Raw genomic sequence first — 15,764 nt, forward strand, 5'->3', positions numbered from 1 at the left:
TATATAATTGTAAGTTTTTCTTACAATGTTTATTGTATTTTTAATTGACCTCGGAAATTATCTGAGGTTTTATTTTGATCTTAAAATCGAAAAGTAAAAAAGGAGGTCGTTAAGAGTGTCAAACGCAAGACCAGCTCATGCTAAAAAGAATGAGATAGTTAAAGAAATTGCAGAAAAAATTAAAAATTGCAAAGGTATGGCAATTGCTGAATACAAAAATTTAACTGTAGCACAAATGACAGAATTAAGAAACAAAGCTCGTGAACAAGGAATTTTTATAAAAGTTTATAAAGACTCATTAGTTACAAGAGCAGTTGAAGAATTAAAAATTACAGGATTAGATGCTTACTTAGTACAACAAAATGTTTACATTTTCTCAGATGAAGAAGCATTGTATCCTGCAAAATTAGTTGCAGAATTTGCAAAAACAAACCCTGATTTAGTTCTTAAAGCAGGAATCTATGAAGGTAATGTTATGGATACAGCAGCAATTACAGAAATTGCTTCTCTTCCATCAAAAGATGAATTATACTCAATGTTTGCTTCATCACTTATTTACCCATTACGCCAACTTATGTTGACTGTAAAAGAAATAGCAAATACAAGATCAGAATAATAAAACAATTAAGCGTACAAATAGCGATTAATTAAAAAAACAAGAAAGAACAAGGAGAAAAAAATCATGGCAATTACAAAAGACGATATTATTAAAGCTTTAGAAGAAATGAAATTAACAGAATTAAACGATTTAGTTAAAGCAATCGAAGATCACTTCGGAGTAGTAGCAGCAGCTGCAGTAGCAGCTCCTGCCGCAGCAGCAGGTGGAGCAGCACCTAGTGAAGTTAGCGTTATGTTAACAAACCCAGGAGGAAACAAAGTTTCAGTTATTAAATTAGTAAAAGAAATGACTGGATTAGGATTAATGGATGCTAAAAAATTAGTTGATGGAACATTACCTGTAGCTATTAAAGAAAACGTAAAAGTTGAAGAAGCTGAAGAAATGAAAAAACAATTAATGGAAGCTGGAGCATCAGTAGATTTAAAATAATAAATTATTTATAATGACCCTAAGGGTCATTTTTTTATGAAAGGAAGTATTGTATGTCAAAATCTTCAAAAATTTATTTATTAAAAGATTACATAACAAATGAAGGTATTGAAGTAGGTGAATATACTTATTTTTATAGTTTTAAAAATGAACAAGGAGTAATAGAATTTCAAAATAGAAATGTTTTATATCACTTTCCCAAAATTCATAATGATAAACTAATTATTGGTAAATTTTGTGCAATTGCAGAAAATGTTAAATTTTTAATGAATGGGGCAAATCATAATATGGATAGTTTTTCAACTTTTCCTTTTGCCATGTTTAGTGAATTTAAAGTTGATAAAAAAACTTTAATTCCTGAAAAAATAAAAGGTGACACAATCATTGAAAATGATGTTTGAATTGGATATGGAGCAACAATTATGCCTGGAATAAAGATTGGAAATGGAGCCATAATTGCAGCTAAATCAGTTATAACAAAAGATGTAGAACCATATTCAATTGTTGGGGGAAATCCAGCGAAACTTATTCGTATGAGATTTGAAGAAGAAAAGATAAAGGAATTGCAAAAACTAAAATGATGAGATAAAACTTTAGAAGAAATAGAAAATATAATAAAAGGACAATAATAGGGTATTATTATATAGACATTTATCAATGCAACAAATATTCATAAATGCAAAATAGATTTTTATATATGAAATAAATAGTTTAAAATTATTTATTTTTTTGATTTGCTATTGAAAAGCACTCAAAAATAATATAGAATTTGTTTGCGTATGTTTTATTTGAACGGGGGACACTATTAAATGAATTACAAAATTAAGAAAATTAATGCGCTTGTGGAAAGACGAGATTATGCAAAGGTATCGGGAGACTTAGAACTTCCTAACCTTATAGAATTACAAACAGACACATTCGATTGATTTAAAAGAAATGGAATCAATGAAGTATTTGAAGAGGTTTTTCCAGTAGTTTCAGCTGATGGAGATATAGTACTTTCAATGACTGACTGAGAATTTAGAGAACCAAGAATGTCAATTACAAAAGCAAAAGAGGAATCAAAAATATTTGAAGCTCCTATTTATTCAAATTTGTCATTGACTATTCACATGGAGGATGTTGAAGTATTTAAAGAAGAAATTTCAGGATCAATGGAAACATTCTTAAAAGGATGATTACAAGAAAAATTAGAATCAACTGGTGTTGAATTTAAAGACAGTAAAGGATCACTTTACTTTTTTGAGTTCAAAAGCAAAGCTGGTGAAAAAGATGCTATTCAAATTGAAATTAAAGAAGAAAAAGAAGAGTTCTACTTAGCAAATATTGATATATATAAGACAGGAGAAGTTTTCTTTGGGGAATTCCCACTGATGACAGATAGAGGAACTTTTGTAATTAATGGAAGTGAAAAAGTTGTTGTATCACAATTAGTTCGTTCACCAGGAAGTTACTTTAAAGAAGAAATGAACCGTAAAAATGGTGAGATGATTTACTATGCAGATATTATTCCATCAAGAGGTACATGATTAGAATTTGAATTAGATTCTAAAAAAACTTTAGATAATAAAGTTTCAAATGTTTTCTATGTAAAAATAGATAAATCAAGAAAAACAACAGCTACAAGTTTATTAACATCTTTCAAAATGCAAAAGGAAGATATTTTAGACTTATTTGATAATAATGAAGTAATCGCATCAAGTTATGAATTAGATACATTAACTGGTGATATTGAAATTGATTACGAAAACCAAGTTCAAGAAATTTATAAAAAAATTCGTCAAGGAGAAACTGCAACAGCTGATGGAGCAAGCAAATACTTATACGGATTATTATTTGATAAAAGAAAATATGATTTAACTAAAGCTGGAAGATTTAAATTACAACAAAAATTATCTGTAAAAAATAGATTAATTGGACGTGTACTTGCAGAAGATATTATTGATGTAAAAGGTAAAGTTGCTTTTGCAAAAGGAACTGAAATTACAAAAGATATTTTAGATGATTTAGATAAAGTATTAGAAGCTGGAGCAATGGTTCAAAAAATTAACTTTAATGACGCAATTACTTCAGGTAATGAAATTCAAAAAGTTAAAGTATTTAAAGACAATGATTTAAGAGATGAAACAGCAACAATTATTGGTATTACAAAAACATCAAATGATGAATTTATTAATTTACCAGATATCGTTGCATCAATTTCATATGCTATTAACTTAATGGATGGAATTGGTGAAATTGATGATATAGATCACTTAGGAAACAGAAGAGTAAGAACTGTTGGTGAATTATTACAAAATCAATTTAGAATTGGTATGATGCGTATTGAAAAAAACGTAAGAGAAAAACTTGCAACTTCAAACCCATTCAAAATGAAACCATCAAGTATTATTAACAATAAACCATTAACTGCTATAATTGGAGAATTCTTTAACCTTTCTCAATTATCACAATTTATGGATCAAACTAATCCATTAGCAGAATTAACAAATAAACGTAGACTTACAGCTTTAGGGCCTGGTGGTTTAAGTAGAGATAGAGCTGCTCTTGAAGTTCGTGACGTTCACCCATCTCACTATGGTAGAATTTGTCCAATTGAAACTCCAGAAGGACCAAATATTGGATTAATTAATAACTTATCAACTTATGCAAAAATTAATGAATATGGATTCATTGAAACTCCATATAGAAAAGTTAAAAATACAAAAGTTATTTCAGGTGAATATGAATATTTAACTGCTGACAAAGAAAAAGATTATGTAGTTGCGCAAGCAAATATTAATCTTGGAGCAGATGGAACAATTTTAGATGAACAAGTAGTTGCTCGTTATAGAGGAGATGACATTATGGTTAGTCCTCAGGATGTTGACTATGTTGACGTTTCTCCAAAACAAATTGTTTCTATTGCTACATCATGTATTCCATTCTTAGAAAATGATGATGCTAACCGTGCACTTATGGGTGCTAACATGCAACGTCAAGCTGTTCCATTAATTAATCCAGAATCTCCAATTGTTGGAACTGGTGTTGAACACGAAGCTGCTCGTGACTCAGGAGATGCTATTGTTGCAACTGCTGATGGAATTGTTAAATATGTTGACTCTAAAAAAATTATTATTGAACAAAAAGACGGAATTAAAACTTATGACTTGAATGATTTTAGTCGTTCAAACAATGGAACTGCTATAACTCATTTACCAATTGTAAAACTTGGAGATAAAGTTAAAGCAAGAGATATTTTAGCTGATGGTCCTTCAATGGAAAAAGGAGAATTAGCTTTAGGACAAAATGTAGTTGTAGCCTTTACAACATGAAATGGATATAACTATGAGGATGCTGTGATCGTTTCAGAGCGTATTGTTATTGATGATAGATTTACTTCTATTCATATTGATGAATACACAATTGAAAGAAGACAAACAAAACAAGGTCCAGAAGAAGTAACAAGAGATATTCCAAACATTTCTGAAGCAAGCAAAAAATACTTAGATGAAGATGGTATTGTTGCAATTGGTGCTGAAGTAAAAGTTGGAGATATTTTAGTTGGAAAAGTTACTCCAAAATCACAAACTCAATTATCACCAGAAGATAAATTATTACATGCTATATTTGGTGAAAAATCAAGAAATGTTAAAGATAATTCATTAAGAGTACCAAATGGTGGAGAAGGAATTATTAAATCAATCAAACGTTTCTCAAGAGCTGATGGTCACGATTTACCAGCTGATATTTTAGAAATTATTAAAGTTTATATTGTTCAAAAACGTAAAATCCAAGAAGGAGATAAAATGGCTGGACGTCATGGTAATAAAGGGGTTATCTCAAAAATATTACCAGTTGAAGATATGCCACATATGGAAGATGGTACACCAGTTGATATTATGTTAAACCCACAAGGGGTACCTTCACGTATGAATATTGGACAAGTATTAGAAATCCATTTAGGTATGGCTGCAAAAAAACTTGGAATTAAAGTTAATACACCTGTTTTTGAAGGGGTTAAAGAGCAAGAATTACAAGATATTATGGTTGAAGCTGGAATGGATAACTATGGAAAAGTTACATTAATTGATGGAAAAACTGGAGAAGCATTTGATAAACCAATTTCAGTTGGGGTTATGTATATGTTAAAACTATCTCACATGGTTGATGACAAGTTACATACAAGAAATATTGGTCCATATTCATTAATTACACAACAACCATTAGGAGGAAAAGCTCAAAATGGTGGACAAAGGTTCGGGGAAATGGAAGTTTGAGCACTTGAAGCTTATGGTGCTGCATATACATTGCGTGAAATCTTAACAATTAAATCTGATGACATTAAAGGTCGTATTAAAACTTATGAATCAATCGTTAGATCAAAACCAATTCCAAAACCTGGAATTCCAGAATCATTTAATGTTCTTACAAAAGAAATTATGGGTCTAGGATTTGATATGCATATGATAGATGAAGAAGGAAATAAAGTGCAAATTAATGCATATGATGATGACGAAGAATTTGAAATCGATACAGAATTATTAGATGGAGTTGACTCATTTAATAATTCAGATATTAAAGATTTTACTGAAACAAGTGAAGATGATGAAATTACTTTTGATGATGAAAGTATAGAAGAATAATAAAGGGAGAAGTTTTAGAATGGCAATTTCAAATAAAAGAATGATTAAAATTGAATTAGCTTCTCCAGATGTGATTAGAAGTTGATCACGTGGTGAAGTTACAAAACCAGAAACAATTAACTATAAGACATTAAAAACTGAAAAAGAAGGTTTATTTGATGAAAGAATCTTTGGACCAACTAGAAATTATGAATGTACTTGTGGTAAATACAAAAAAGTAAAAAATAAAGGAAAAATTTGTGAACGTTGTGGAGTAGAAATTACTGAATCAATTGTTAGACGTGAAAGAATGGGTCACATTGAGTTAGAAGAACCAGTTACTCATATTTGAATGTTAAAAGTTGCTCCTTCAAGAATTGCTTCAATTTTAGATTTAAAAACTAAAGAAGTTGAAGAAGTTGTTTACTTTGTAAGTCATATTGTTTTAGATCCAGGAAGTTCAAAACACCTTAAAAAAGGTATGGTTTTAGATTTAGGAAATGCTAAAGCAAGTGTAAAAACAAGAGAAAAATTATTAAAAACTCTTGAAGACATTAAAGCTGGTATTGAACCAGATACTTTTGCTTGAAAAAGAGCAGAAAATTTAATTAATCAATTAAGAACTACAAATTTAGCTTTCTCAATGGATGAAGCTGCAATATTTATTTCAAGATATATTAATGCAAAATTTGGAATCGGAGCAAGTGCTATTGAAGATTTATTAAAAAGCATTGATTTAGATAAAGAAATTGAAAAAATTAGAGAAGACTTAAGAGAGAAAAAAGGTTCTTCAGAACAAAACAAATTAATGAAACGTTTAGAAGTTTTAGATTCACTAAAAAAATCTGAATCAAGACCAGAATGAATGGTATTACATGTAATTCCAGTTATTCCACCAGATATTAGACCAATTATTCAATTGGATGGTGGTAGATTTACTACTTCTGAAATTAATGACTTGTACAGAAGAATTATTATTAGAAATGAACGTCTAAAAAAAGTTAAATCAATGGGAGCACCAAGTATTATTGTTAACAATGAGAAACGTATGCTTCAAGAAGCTGTTGATGCTTTATTAGATAATGAGCGTAAACCAAGACCAGTAACTGGTAAAGATAAACGTCCTTTAAAATCATTAACATCAATTTTAAAAGGAAAACAAGGAAGATTCCGTCAAAACCTTTTAGGAAAACGTGTTGACTATTCAGGGCGTTCAGTTATTGCAATTGGACCAGATTTAAAAATGTACCAAGCAGGTATCCCAAGAGATATGGCAATTACATTATTTAAACCATTTATTATTAGAAGATTACAAGAAAAAGATCTTGCTGAAAACGTAAAAGTTGCAGAAAAAATGATCTTAACTAACGATGCAAAAGTTTGAGATATATTAGAAGAAGTAATTAAGGATAGACCGGTTTTACTAAACCGTGCTCCTACACTTCACCGTTTAGGAATTCAAGCATTTGAACCAAAACTTGTTAAAGGTAAAGCAATTAGACTTCACCCATTAGTAACAACAGCTTTCAACGCTGACTTTGATGGTGACCAAATGGCTGTCCACTTACCAATAAGTGATGAAGCAGTTGCTGAAGCTAGAGCACTTATGTTAGGTTCAAAAGCAATTCTTGGACCAAAAGATGGTAAACCAATTGTTACTCCAACTCAGGATATGATTTTAGGTAACTACTATATTACTACTGAAGAAAAAGGTGTTCTTGGAGAAGGTACTTTATTTTCAAACTATAAAGAAGTTAAAATTGCCTATGAAACAAATTCAGTTTCTTTAAATGCAATTGTAGTAATTCCTGTAAGTGAATTAAAAGATAAAAAAATATCTGAGAAACACAAAGATAAATTCTTAATAACAACAGTTGGTAAAATATTCTTTAACCAAATGTTTGTTGAAGAATTCCCATGAATTGTTAATTCAAATATTAATAATGCAGAATCAGAAATTGAAAAATTCATTATTGATGGAAATATTGATATCAGAAATTACATTGAAAATGAATATGAAATTCAACAACCAATTAAGAAAAAAGAATTATCATCAATTATTGAAAGATACTTTAAATTATTTGGTGCCCAAAAAACTGCTCAAATGTTAGATAACATGAAAGACTTAGGATTTAAGTTTTCATCAAAATCAGGAACAACAATCAGTGCAGCTGACGTTGTTGCATATACAGAAAAATTTGATGAATTCAAAGTTGCTGATGAAAAAGTAGCACAAATTACTGAATACTTCAATATGGGTATGTTAACAAGAACAGAGAAAAAACGTCGTGTAATTAACGTTTGATCACAAGTTAAAGATAAAATTCAAAATAGACTTGAAGATGTTCTTAAAAAAGATCCAAAAAATCCAGTATTTGTTATGGCTGATTCTGGAGCCCGTGGTAATGTATCTAACTTTACACAGTTGGTAGGTATGAGGGGACTTATGAATGACCCTAAAGGGGACATTAAAGAAATTCCAATTAAATCTTCATTCCGTGAAGGTTTAACAGTGTCAGAATACTTTATTTCTACTCACGGAGCAAGAAAAGGTATGGCCGACGTTGCCTTAAAAACAGCTGACTCAGGTTACTTGACAAGAAGACTTGTTGATATTTCACAAGAAATAATTGTAACTGAAGAGGATTGTAAAACAACAAAAGGTTTCGATGTTCATTCAATTATTGAAACAAAACATGACAACATTATCGTTCCTTTAAAAGACAGACTTGTTGGAAGATTTACATTTAACGATGTAATTGATGATAAAGGAAATACTATTGTTGAAGCAAATACTTTAATAACTTTAAAATTAGCTGATGAAATTATCAAAGCTGGAGTTGAAGAAGTTCAAATAAGAACTGTATTAACATGTGATACAAACCGTGGTGTATGTAGAAAATGTTATGGAGTAAACTTAGCAACAGGAGAAATCGTTACACTTGGTGAACCTGTAGGGGTAATTGCTGCTCAGTCAATTGGTGAACCTGGTACTCAGCTAACTATGCGTACTTTCCATACTGGAGGGGTTGCAGGGGGAGCAGATATTACTCAAGGTCTTCCTCGTATTAAAGAATTACTTGACGTTACAAATCCAAAAGGTTCAATTGCAATAATTTCACAAATTGATGGAATTGTTAAAGAAGCAAGAGAAGAAGATGGAATTATAACAATTGTTGTTACATCTGATCAAGATGAAAGAAAATACAAATCACAATATGGAGCTATTTTAAGAGTAACAGAAGGTGAAGTTGTAACTCGTGGTCAAAAATTAACAGAAGGTGCAATAAATATTAAAGAATTATTAGAAGTTGCAAGAATTGAAGACGTTCAAAACTACATTTTAAAAGAAGTGCAAAAAGTTTATCGTCTACAAGGTATTGAAATTTCTGATAAATATATCGAAATTATTGTTAAACAAATGTTAAACAAAGTTAAAATTATTGACTCAGGAGAAACTGAATTACTTCCAGGTGAAGTTATTTCATCAAGAACATTCAGAAGCGAAGTTAAAAATGCAATTATGGCTGGTAAAAAACCACCTCTTGCAAAACATGTTATCTTTGGTATTAAAAAAGCTCCATTGGAATCAGATTCATGATTATCAAGTGCATCATTCCAAGATACAGCAAGAGTACTTGTAAAAGCAGTTATTAAAGGAAAAGTTGATAAATTAGAAGGATTAAAAGAAAACATTATGTTAGGAAACTTAATCCCAGCTGGAACTGGATTAACTGGTAGTGCAGATATAATTCAAAAAGGTAAAGAAACTTACGATTCAGAATATTAAAAAAAGGTTGAGAAACCTTTTTTTATTTATTGCTATTTTTAAACTTTTTAGTTTCAAAATAGTGTATATTCTTTTTTAGGAGGTTTCTAAGTTTGAAAATATTTATAGGAAATGATCATGCAGCTGTTGAAATGAAAAATAAAATAGTTGAATATTTAAAAGAAAATGGACATGATGTAATCAATATTGGAACAGATGGACATGATTCAGTTGATTATCCAGATTTTGGTCAAGAAGTTGCAAAAAAAGTAGTAGCAGAAAAAACTTTCGGTATAGTTATTTGCGGTAGTGGAATTGGAATTTCAATTGCTGCAAATAAGGTTAAAGGAGCACGTGCTGCATTATGTTATGAAGACCAAGGAGCAATTCTTGCAAGACAACATAATAATGCAAATATTTTAGCGCTTGGGGCAAGATTTATTGCAAATGAAAAAGCAATTAGACTTGTAGATATCTTTTTAAACACTCAATTTGAAGAGAGACATAAAAATAGAGTAGAAAAACTTAATAATCAATAAGGGAGATTAAAAAAATGGCTTTTACAATAATTAGACATCCTCTTATTTTAGATAAATTAACTAGAATGAGAAAAGAAGAGACATCTTCAAAAGATTTTAGAGAAAATTTAAATGAAATTGGTCAATTAATGGTGTATGAGATTTTTAGAGATGTACCATTACAAGAAATTGATATTAAAACACCAGTATTGAAAACAACAGGATATACTGTGGATATTCCTGTTGTACTAGTTCCAATAATAAGAGCAGGTTTAGGAATGACAGAGGGAATTCAAAGATTAGTACCTACTTCAAGAATTGCTCATATTGGTCTTTACAGAGATGAAGAAACATTAGAACCAGTACAATATTATGCAAAGACTACAAAAGATATTGAATCAAGTTATGTAATAGTAGTTGATCCAATGTTAGCAACTGGGGGAAGTGCTTCAAAAGCAATTGAAATTGCAAAAAGTTGAGGTGCAAAACAAATTAAATTTGTTTGTTTGGTTGCTGTTCAAGAAGGTGTAGATAGAATTATTGCAGATCATCCAGATGTTGATATTTATACAGCAAGTCTAGATCCAGTTTTAAATGACCACGGTTATATTGAACCTGGTTTAGGTGATGCTGGAGATAGAATTTTTGGAACAAAATAGATACTTTAAGTATCTATTTTTTTATTTATGAATATAATTTTCATAGATTTTAGAAATTAATAAGAGTATTATTAACTAGATGGAACTTAATAAGGAGATTATAATTTTGTTTAAAAATAAAAAAGTAATTATGTATTTAATCCTTATTTTTATGATTCTGATTATATTATCAATTCTAGCTTTCATTAAAATAGTAAATTACACATTTATCACAGGATATCTTTTAGCATCTTGTTTTTTGTATTTTTCATTTATATTCATGAAATTTGCAATAAGGGATTTAACAAATAGCTTAAATCCCTACAATTATGTATTTTTTTCAATTTTAAGAGCAGGATTCTATATTGTTCCATTCCTTATAAGTTTTTATTTACCTGATATATTCAATGTCTATGGATTATTAATTGGATTTGTAATAAACTGAATTCCTTTGGTTTTTATACATAAACAAAGTAAGTAAAATTTTATATGGTAACCAAAAAAAAAAAAAAAAGGGGGTCTATATGTTCCTTACTGAGGGTGCAGGTCTAGGCGATGTTTTGTTTACTTTAACCCCACAACTTTTATCAATTCTTATTACTTGTATTATAATTTGTACATTTTGTATAGTTTATAATGTAAAAATAAGAAATTATAAAGAGGATAAAAAATTAACAGGTTTTTTAGTATTAACAGAAATGTTTATTACTAAAGTTGAAAACATGGTTGTTACAATTATGGGTAAACAACATAGGAAGTTAACTCCATACATAATGTATTTATTTATGTATATTATTGTTTCTTCAGTTGTTGCAATTTTAGGAATAGAGCCTTTGACAACTTCTTATACAGTTACATTATCAATGGGTCTTGTGACTTTTATAGGTATATACTATTATGGATTAAAATATCAAAAACTAGCTTTCTTTAAAAGATATTATAATCCTATTGAATTAATTGGACAGTTTGTTCCATTAATATCTTTATCATTTAGGTTATTTGGAAATATGCTTGGTGGAAGTATTTTATTAGGACTATTATATGGTAGTCTAATACAACTTCAAGGAAATATTTTTTGACCTGATGGTCCTGGAATGGACTGAGAAAATAAAATTAATTATTGATGAGCAGGATTTAATATTTTTTCAGTAATTTCACTTCCATGATTACATTTATACTTTGACTTGTTCGATGGAACAATTCAAGCAATAGTTTTCTCAATGTTAACGTTATCTTACTGATCTGGTGCAAAATCTGGTGAAGGAAAAGATGAAGGACAAGAGAAACCACAAAGATAATTTATAAAGGAGAAAAAAAATATGTTTGCGCAAACACTTACAACAATTTATACAAATTTTGGAGGTAATTTAATTTCAGTAATGCCTCTTTACTCAACATTAATGATGTTTTTAGCAGAAGGTGATGATATTGGAACTGGATTGAAAATGTTAGGAGCAGGACTTACTGGAACTGGAATGATTGGAGCTTCAATTGGTCAAGGTATAGTTGGTTATGGAGCATGTGTTGCTATTGGAAGAAATCCAGAGACAGCTCCAAAAATTACTTCAACATTAATAGTTACAGCAGGATTTTGTGAATCTGGTGCTATCTATGCTTTAGTTATTGCAATATTATTAATCTTTGTAGCATAAGAAGGGTGTGAAATTTATGCTTTTATTAGTTGCTGGAATTCCCAATATTATTGAGAATTTATTTCCTAACTTAGCTAATTTTATTGCTCACATTTTGTCAACAATAGTTATTCTTGTGTTGCTTACAAAATTAGTTTATAAACCATTTAGAGAAACAATTAAAGAACGTAGAAAAAAAATTAATGAACTTTTAGATGACGCTGTTTCAAAACAAGCGAAAGCTAATAAAAATAATAAAGAAGCTTTTAAAATGTTAGATTCTGCAAAAGAAGAATCAAAACAAATTATTAATTCAGCAAAATTATCTGCAGATAATTTGAAATTTGAAATTATTGAAAATGCAAGAGTTGAAGCTACAAATATTCAAACACATGCACAAAAAATAATTGATTTTGAAAGAAATGAAATGCACGAACAAATAAGACAAGAAGCAATTGATCTTGCATTTATTGCAGTTGAAAAATTATTGAATGAAAATATTTCTAAAGATAAAAATGAAAAAATGATTCAAGACTTTATAAAGACTTTGGACTAATTAAATGTTAAAACAAACTTTAATTAATAACTGAGCCACAGCAATTAGTGAAATTGCAATTGAAGAAAAGAAAGTTGAATTATTTACTAAAACTTTAGAAGAGTTAAAGGAAGTCTTTATTTTAAATCCTGATGTGATTAATTTTTTATCAAATAGATCAATTACGATTAGTAAAAGATTAGAATTTGTTGATAAAATTTTCAAATCAGAGATTGATATATTAATTTTGAATTGTTTGAAATTAATTATTGAAAGAGAAAGTTTTTATTCAGTTAATTATATTTTTACTGCAGCTATTAAAAAACTTTGGGAAAGTTTAAATATTTCAAAAGGAATAATTTATTCTACAATTGAAATTGATAAAAAACTAATTAAAATCATGGAAGAAAAAATTCATAAAAAAATTAATCATGAAATAAAATTAGAAAATAAAATTGACAGCTCTTTAATTGCTGGAGTAAGAATTGAAGTTGCCAATAATGTCTTTGACTTTTCATTAAAAGGAAAAGCTGAGGATATGAAAAATAGTATTTTAGAAAATAGAAAATAGAGGTGAACACATGCCACTTAAAATAAATGAAATATCAGAAGTTATAAAAAAGCAAATCAAAGAATATGGTAAGACAGTTATTGAATCACAAGAAGGTACTGTTGCAAGTATTGGTGATGGTGTTGCACTATTATTTGGTCTTGATGATGTAATGATGGGTGAACTTTTAATTTTCTCAAATGATATTTATGGTATGGCTCTTAATTTAGAAGAGGGAGCAGTTGGTGCTGTTATCATGGGTGATGATTCAAAAATTCGTCAAGGTGATAAAGTAATAAGAACTGGAAAAGTTGTTGAAACCCCAGTTGGAGACTCATTACTTGGAAGAGTATTAAATGGTATTGGACTTCCTATTGATGGAAATGGTCCATTGAATAATAAAGATTTTTCACCTGTTGAAAAAATTGCTTCAGGAGTTATGTCAAGAAAATCTGTTAGTCAACCAATGGAAACTGGAATAATTGCAATTGATGCTATTATTCCAATTGGAAAAGGTCAACGTGAATTAATTATTGGAGATAGACAAACTGGAAAAACTGCTATTGCAATTGATGCAATTATTAATCAGCAAGGTAAAAATGTTAAATGTATCTATGTTGCAATTGGACAAAAGGAATCTACAGTTGCACAAGTTGTAGAAAAATTAAAACAAGCAGGTTCAATGGAATACACAACAGTTATTTCAGCTTCAGCAAGTGAATCAGCTCCAATGCAATATATTGCTCCATATACTGGAGTTTCAATTGCAGAAGAATGAATGTCAAAAGGAAATGATGTTTTAATAGTCTATGATGATTTATCAAAACACGCAATTGCTTATAGAACATTAGCTTTATTGTTAAGAAGACCACCAGGTCGTGAAGCTTATCCTGGAGATGTATTTTATTTACATTCAAGATTACTTGAAAGAGCAGCAAGAGTTAATGAAAATTTTGGTGGTGGAAGTATAACAGCATTACCAATAATTGAAACTCAGGCAGGAGATATATCAGCATATATTCCAACAAATGTTATTTCAATTACTGATGGACAAATCTTTTTATCAGAACAATTATTTAATTCAGGAATTAGACCTGCTGTAGACACAGGGTTATCAGTTTCAAGAGTAGGATCTTCTGCTCAAATAAAAGCTGTTAAACAAGTAGCAGGAACTCTAAAATTAGAATTAGCACAATATTATGAATTGCAGTCATTTGCAAAATTTGGAAGTGATTTAGATGAAACAACAAAAGAGACATTAAATCATGGTCAAAAAATAGTTGAGCTTTTAAAACAAAGACAATATAGACCAACTTCGCAAATTGATCAAGCAATAGTTTTATTAGCTATTAAAGAAAGATTAATAAAATGGTTACCAATAAGTGAAATGATTAATTTTAAGGAATTAATTATAAATCACTTCGAAAATGATAAAAGTGCAAAGGCACTAAGAAAAATGTTAGAAGCGGAAAAAGAATTTAGTGACAAGTTATATACTGATATAACTTCACAAATTATATTAGTTTTAAAAGATATAATTTCAAAATTGACTGGTTACAATATTACTGATTTTGGTAAAGAAGAAGAGTTTGAAAAACTAAAATAATATGCCAAATTTAAGTGAATTAAAAAGTGAAATAAATAATATAAATGATATTGGAAAAATAACAGGAGCAATGGAATTAGTTGCAACTGCTAAATTAAAAAAAATATCAAAAAGAATGGGAAGTATTCAAACTTATTTAAATGAGGTTTATGATATTTTCAATTATATTATTTCTCACTCAGAGGATTCAATATATTTAAAAAAACCAAATCAAGTAAGTAATAAAACTTTGTGAATAGTCATTGGTTCAAATCTTGGCCTATGTGGAGGATATAATTCAAATATATTTAAAACATTAAAGCCATTAATTAACAAACAAACAGATAATGTTATTGCTATTGGAAGTAAAGTTGTAAGTTTTTGTAAAGCTAACAATATTGAAATCAAAGAACAATATACAGATATTGATGTTGATTTCTCAAATGAACAATCAAGAAAAATGTCTGTAAATTTACTAAATTATTTTGTTCAAAAGGAATTTGATGAAATAAAAATTGTATACACAAAATTTATTAATAATGTAACTTTTGAACCAAAGGTTTTAGATATGTTTCCGATAGAAAAAAAAGAAGAAGATAATGAAATTCATCAAGATGTTATATTAGAACCAGATCCAGAAACAGTTTTAACAACAAGTGTTTCAATGTATTTAAATACAATATTATTTGGAACAATAATTGAATCACAGGTTTCAGAACAAGCTAATAGAAGAATGGCAATGGAAGCTGCGAATAAGAACGGAAAAGAAATTTCTGAAAATTTAAGTGTATTGTTTAATAGAAAAAGACAAGAAAATATTACTCAAGAAATTAGTGAAATTATTGGTGGAGCAAATGCTCAAAGTGAAGGTTAGAGGTAATAGAAA

The 15,764-nt window shown here is 29.0% G+C and carries 14 protein-coding genes and 1 other annotated feature (1 of these 15 cut by a window edge); all 14 genes read left to right on the top strand.

Going from position 1 to position 15,764, the window contains the following annotated elements; genetic code table 4:
* Positions 1-85: a sequence feature (ribosomal protein L10 leader region), on the top strand; it begins 74 nt to the left of the window's first position.
* 30 nt (positions 86-115) lie between these two features.
* The 14 genes from rplJ to atpG all read left to right on the top strand — a co-directional run bounded on the left by rplJ (position 116) and on the right by atpG (position 15,752).
* Entirely contained in the window at positions 116-616 is a 501-nt protein-coding gene (gene rplJ / locus SDIMI_RS00205; RefSeq protein WP_020835979.1) for a 50S ribosomal protein L10, read from the top strand.
* A 66-nt stretch (positions 617-682) separates the two neighbouring features.
* Entirely contained in the window at positions 683-1,048 is a 366-nt protein-coding gene (gene rplL, locus SDIMI_RS00210; protein WP_020835980.1) for a 50S ribosomal protein L7/L12, read from the top strand.
* A gap of 53 nt (positions 1,049-1,101) precedes the next feature.
* Positions 1,102-1,677, top strand: coding sequence for a CatB-related O-acetyltransferase (locus SDIMI_RS00215; RefSeq protein ID WP_020835981.1), 576 nt, complete (start codon positions 1,102-1,104; stop codon positions 1,675-1,677).
* Positions 1,678-1,857: 180 nt separating this feature from the next.
* A complete protein-coding gene (rpoB, locus tag SDIMI_RS00220) occupies positions 1,858-5,673 on the top strand; it encodes a DNA-directed RNA polymerase subunit beta (protein WP_020835982.1) in 3,816 nt (1,271 codons plus the stop codon).
* 19 nt (positions 5,674-5,692) lie between these two features.
* On the top strand, positions 5,693-9,442 hold the full coding sequence (gene rpoC, locus SDIMI_RS00225) for a DNA-directed RNA polymerase subunit beta' (RefSeq protein ID WP_020835983.1): 3,750 nt from the start codon (positions 5,693-5,695) through the stop codon (positions 9,440-9,442).
* 92 nt (positions 9,443-9,534) lie between these two features.
* Positions 9,535-9,960, top strand: coding sequence for a ribose 5-phosphate isomerase B (rpiB, locus tag SDIMI_RS00230; RefSeq protein ID WP_020835984.1), 426 nt, complete (start codon positions 9,535-9,537; stop codon positions 9,958-9,960).
* Positions 9,961-9,974: 14 nt separating this feature from the next.
* Entirely contained in the window at positions 9,975-10,598 is a 624-nt protein-coding gene (upp, locus tag SDIMI_RS00235) for a uracil phosphoribosyltransferase (protein WP_020835985.1), read from the top strand.
* Positions 10,599-10,677: 79 nt separating this feature from the next.
* On the top strand, positions 10,678-11,058 hold the full coding sequence (locus SDIMI_RS04745) for an MG406 family protein (RefSeq protein ID WP_020835986.1): 381 nt from the start codon (positions 10,678-10,680) through the stop codon (positions 11,056-11,058).
* Between the two features lie 43 nt (positions 11,059-11,101).
* Positions 11,102-11,875, top strand: coding sequence for a F0F1 ATP synthase subunit A (locus SDIMI_RS00245; protein ID WP_020835987.1), 774 nt, complete (start codon positions 11,102-11,104; stop codon positions 11,873-11,875).
* A gap of 105 nt (positions 11,876-11,980) precedes the next feature.
* Entirely contained in the window at positions 11,981-12,229 is a 249-nt protein-coding gene (locus SDIMI_RS00250) for an ATP synthase subunit c family protein (protein WP_418064535.1), read from the top strand.
* Between the two features lie 16 nt (positions 12,230-12,245).
* Complete coding sequence (gene atpF, locus SDIMI_RS00255) at positions 12,246-12,764, top strand: F0F1 ATP synthase subunit B (RefSeq protein WP_020835989.1); 519 nt, start codon at positions 12,246-12,248, stop codon at positions 12,762-12,764.
* A gap of 4 nt (positions 12,765-12,768) precedes the next feature.
* Positions 12,769-13,314: a F0F1 ATP synthase subunit delta gene (locus SDIMI_RS00260; RefSeq protein WP_020835990.1), complete on the top strand. Its 546-nt coding sequence runs from the start codon at positions 12,769-12,771 to the stop codon at positions 13,312-13,314.
* A gap of 10 nt (positions 13,315-13,324) precedes the next feature.
* On the top strand, positions 13,325-14,899 hold the full coding sequence (atpA, locus tag SDIMI_RS00265; RefSeq protein WP_020835991.1) for a F0F1 ATP synthase subunit alpha: 1,575 nt from the start codon (positions 13,325-13,327) through the stop codon (positions 14,897-14,899).
* 1 nt (position 14,900) lies between these two features.
* Entirely contained in the window at positions 14,901-15,752 is an 852-nt protein-coding gene (atpG, locus tag SDIMI_RS00270) for an ATP synthase F1 subunit gamma (protein ID WP_020835992.1), read from the top strand.
* The last annotated feature ends 12 nt before the right edge of the window (positions 15,753-15,764 follow it).

The organism is Spiroplasma diminutum CUAS-1, from assembly GCF_000439455.1.
Lineage (GTDB): Bacteria > Bacillota_I > Bacilli_A > Mycoplasmatales > Mycoplasmataceae > Spiroplasma_A > Spiroplasma_A diminutum.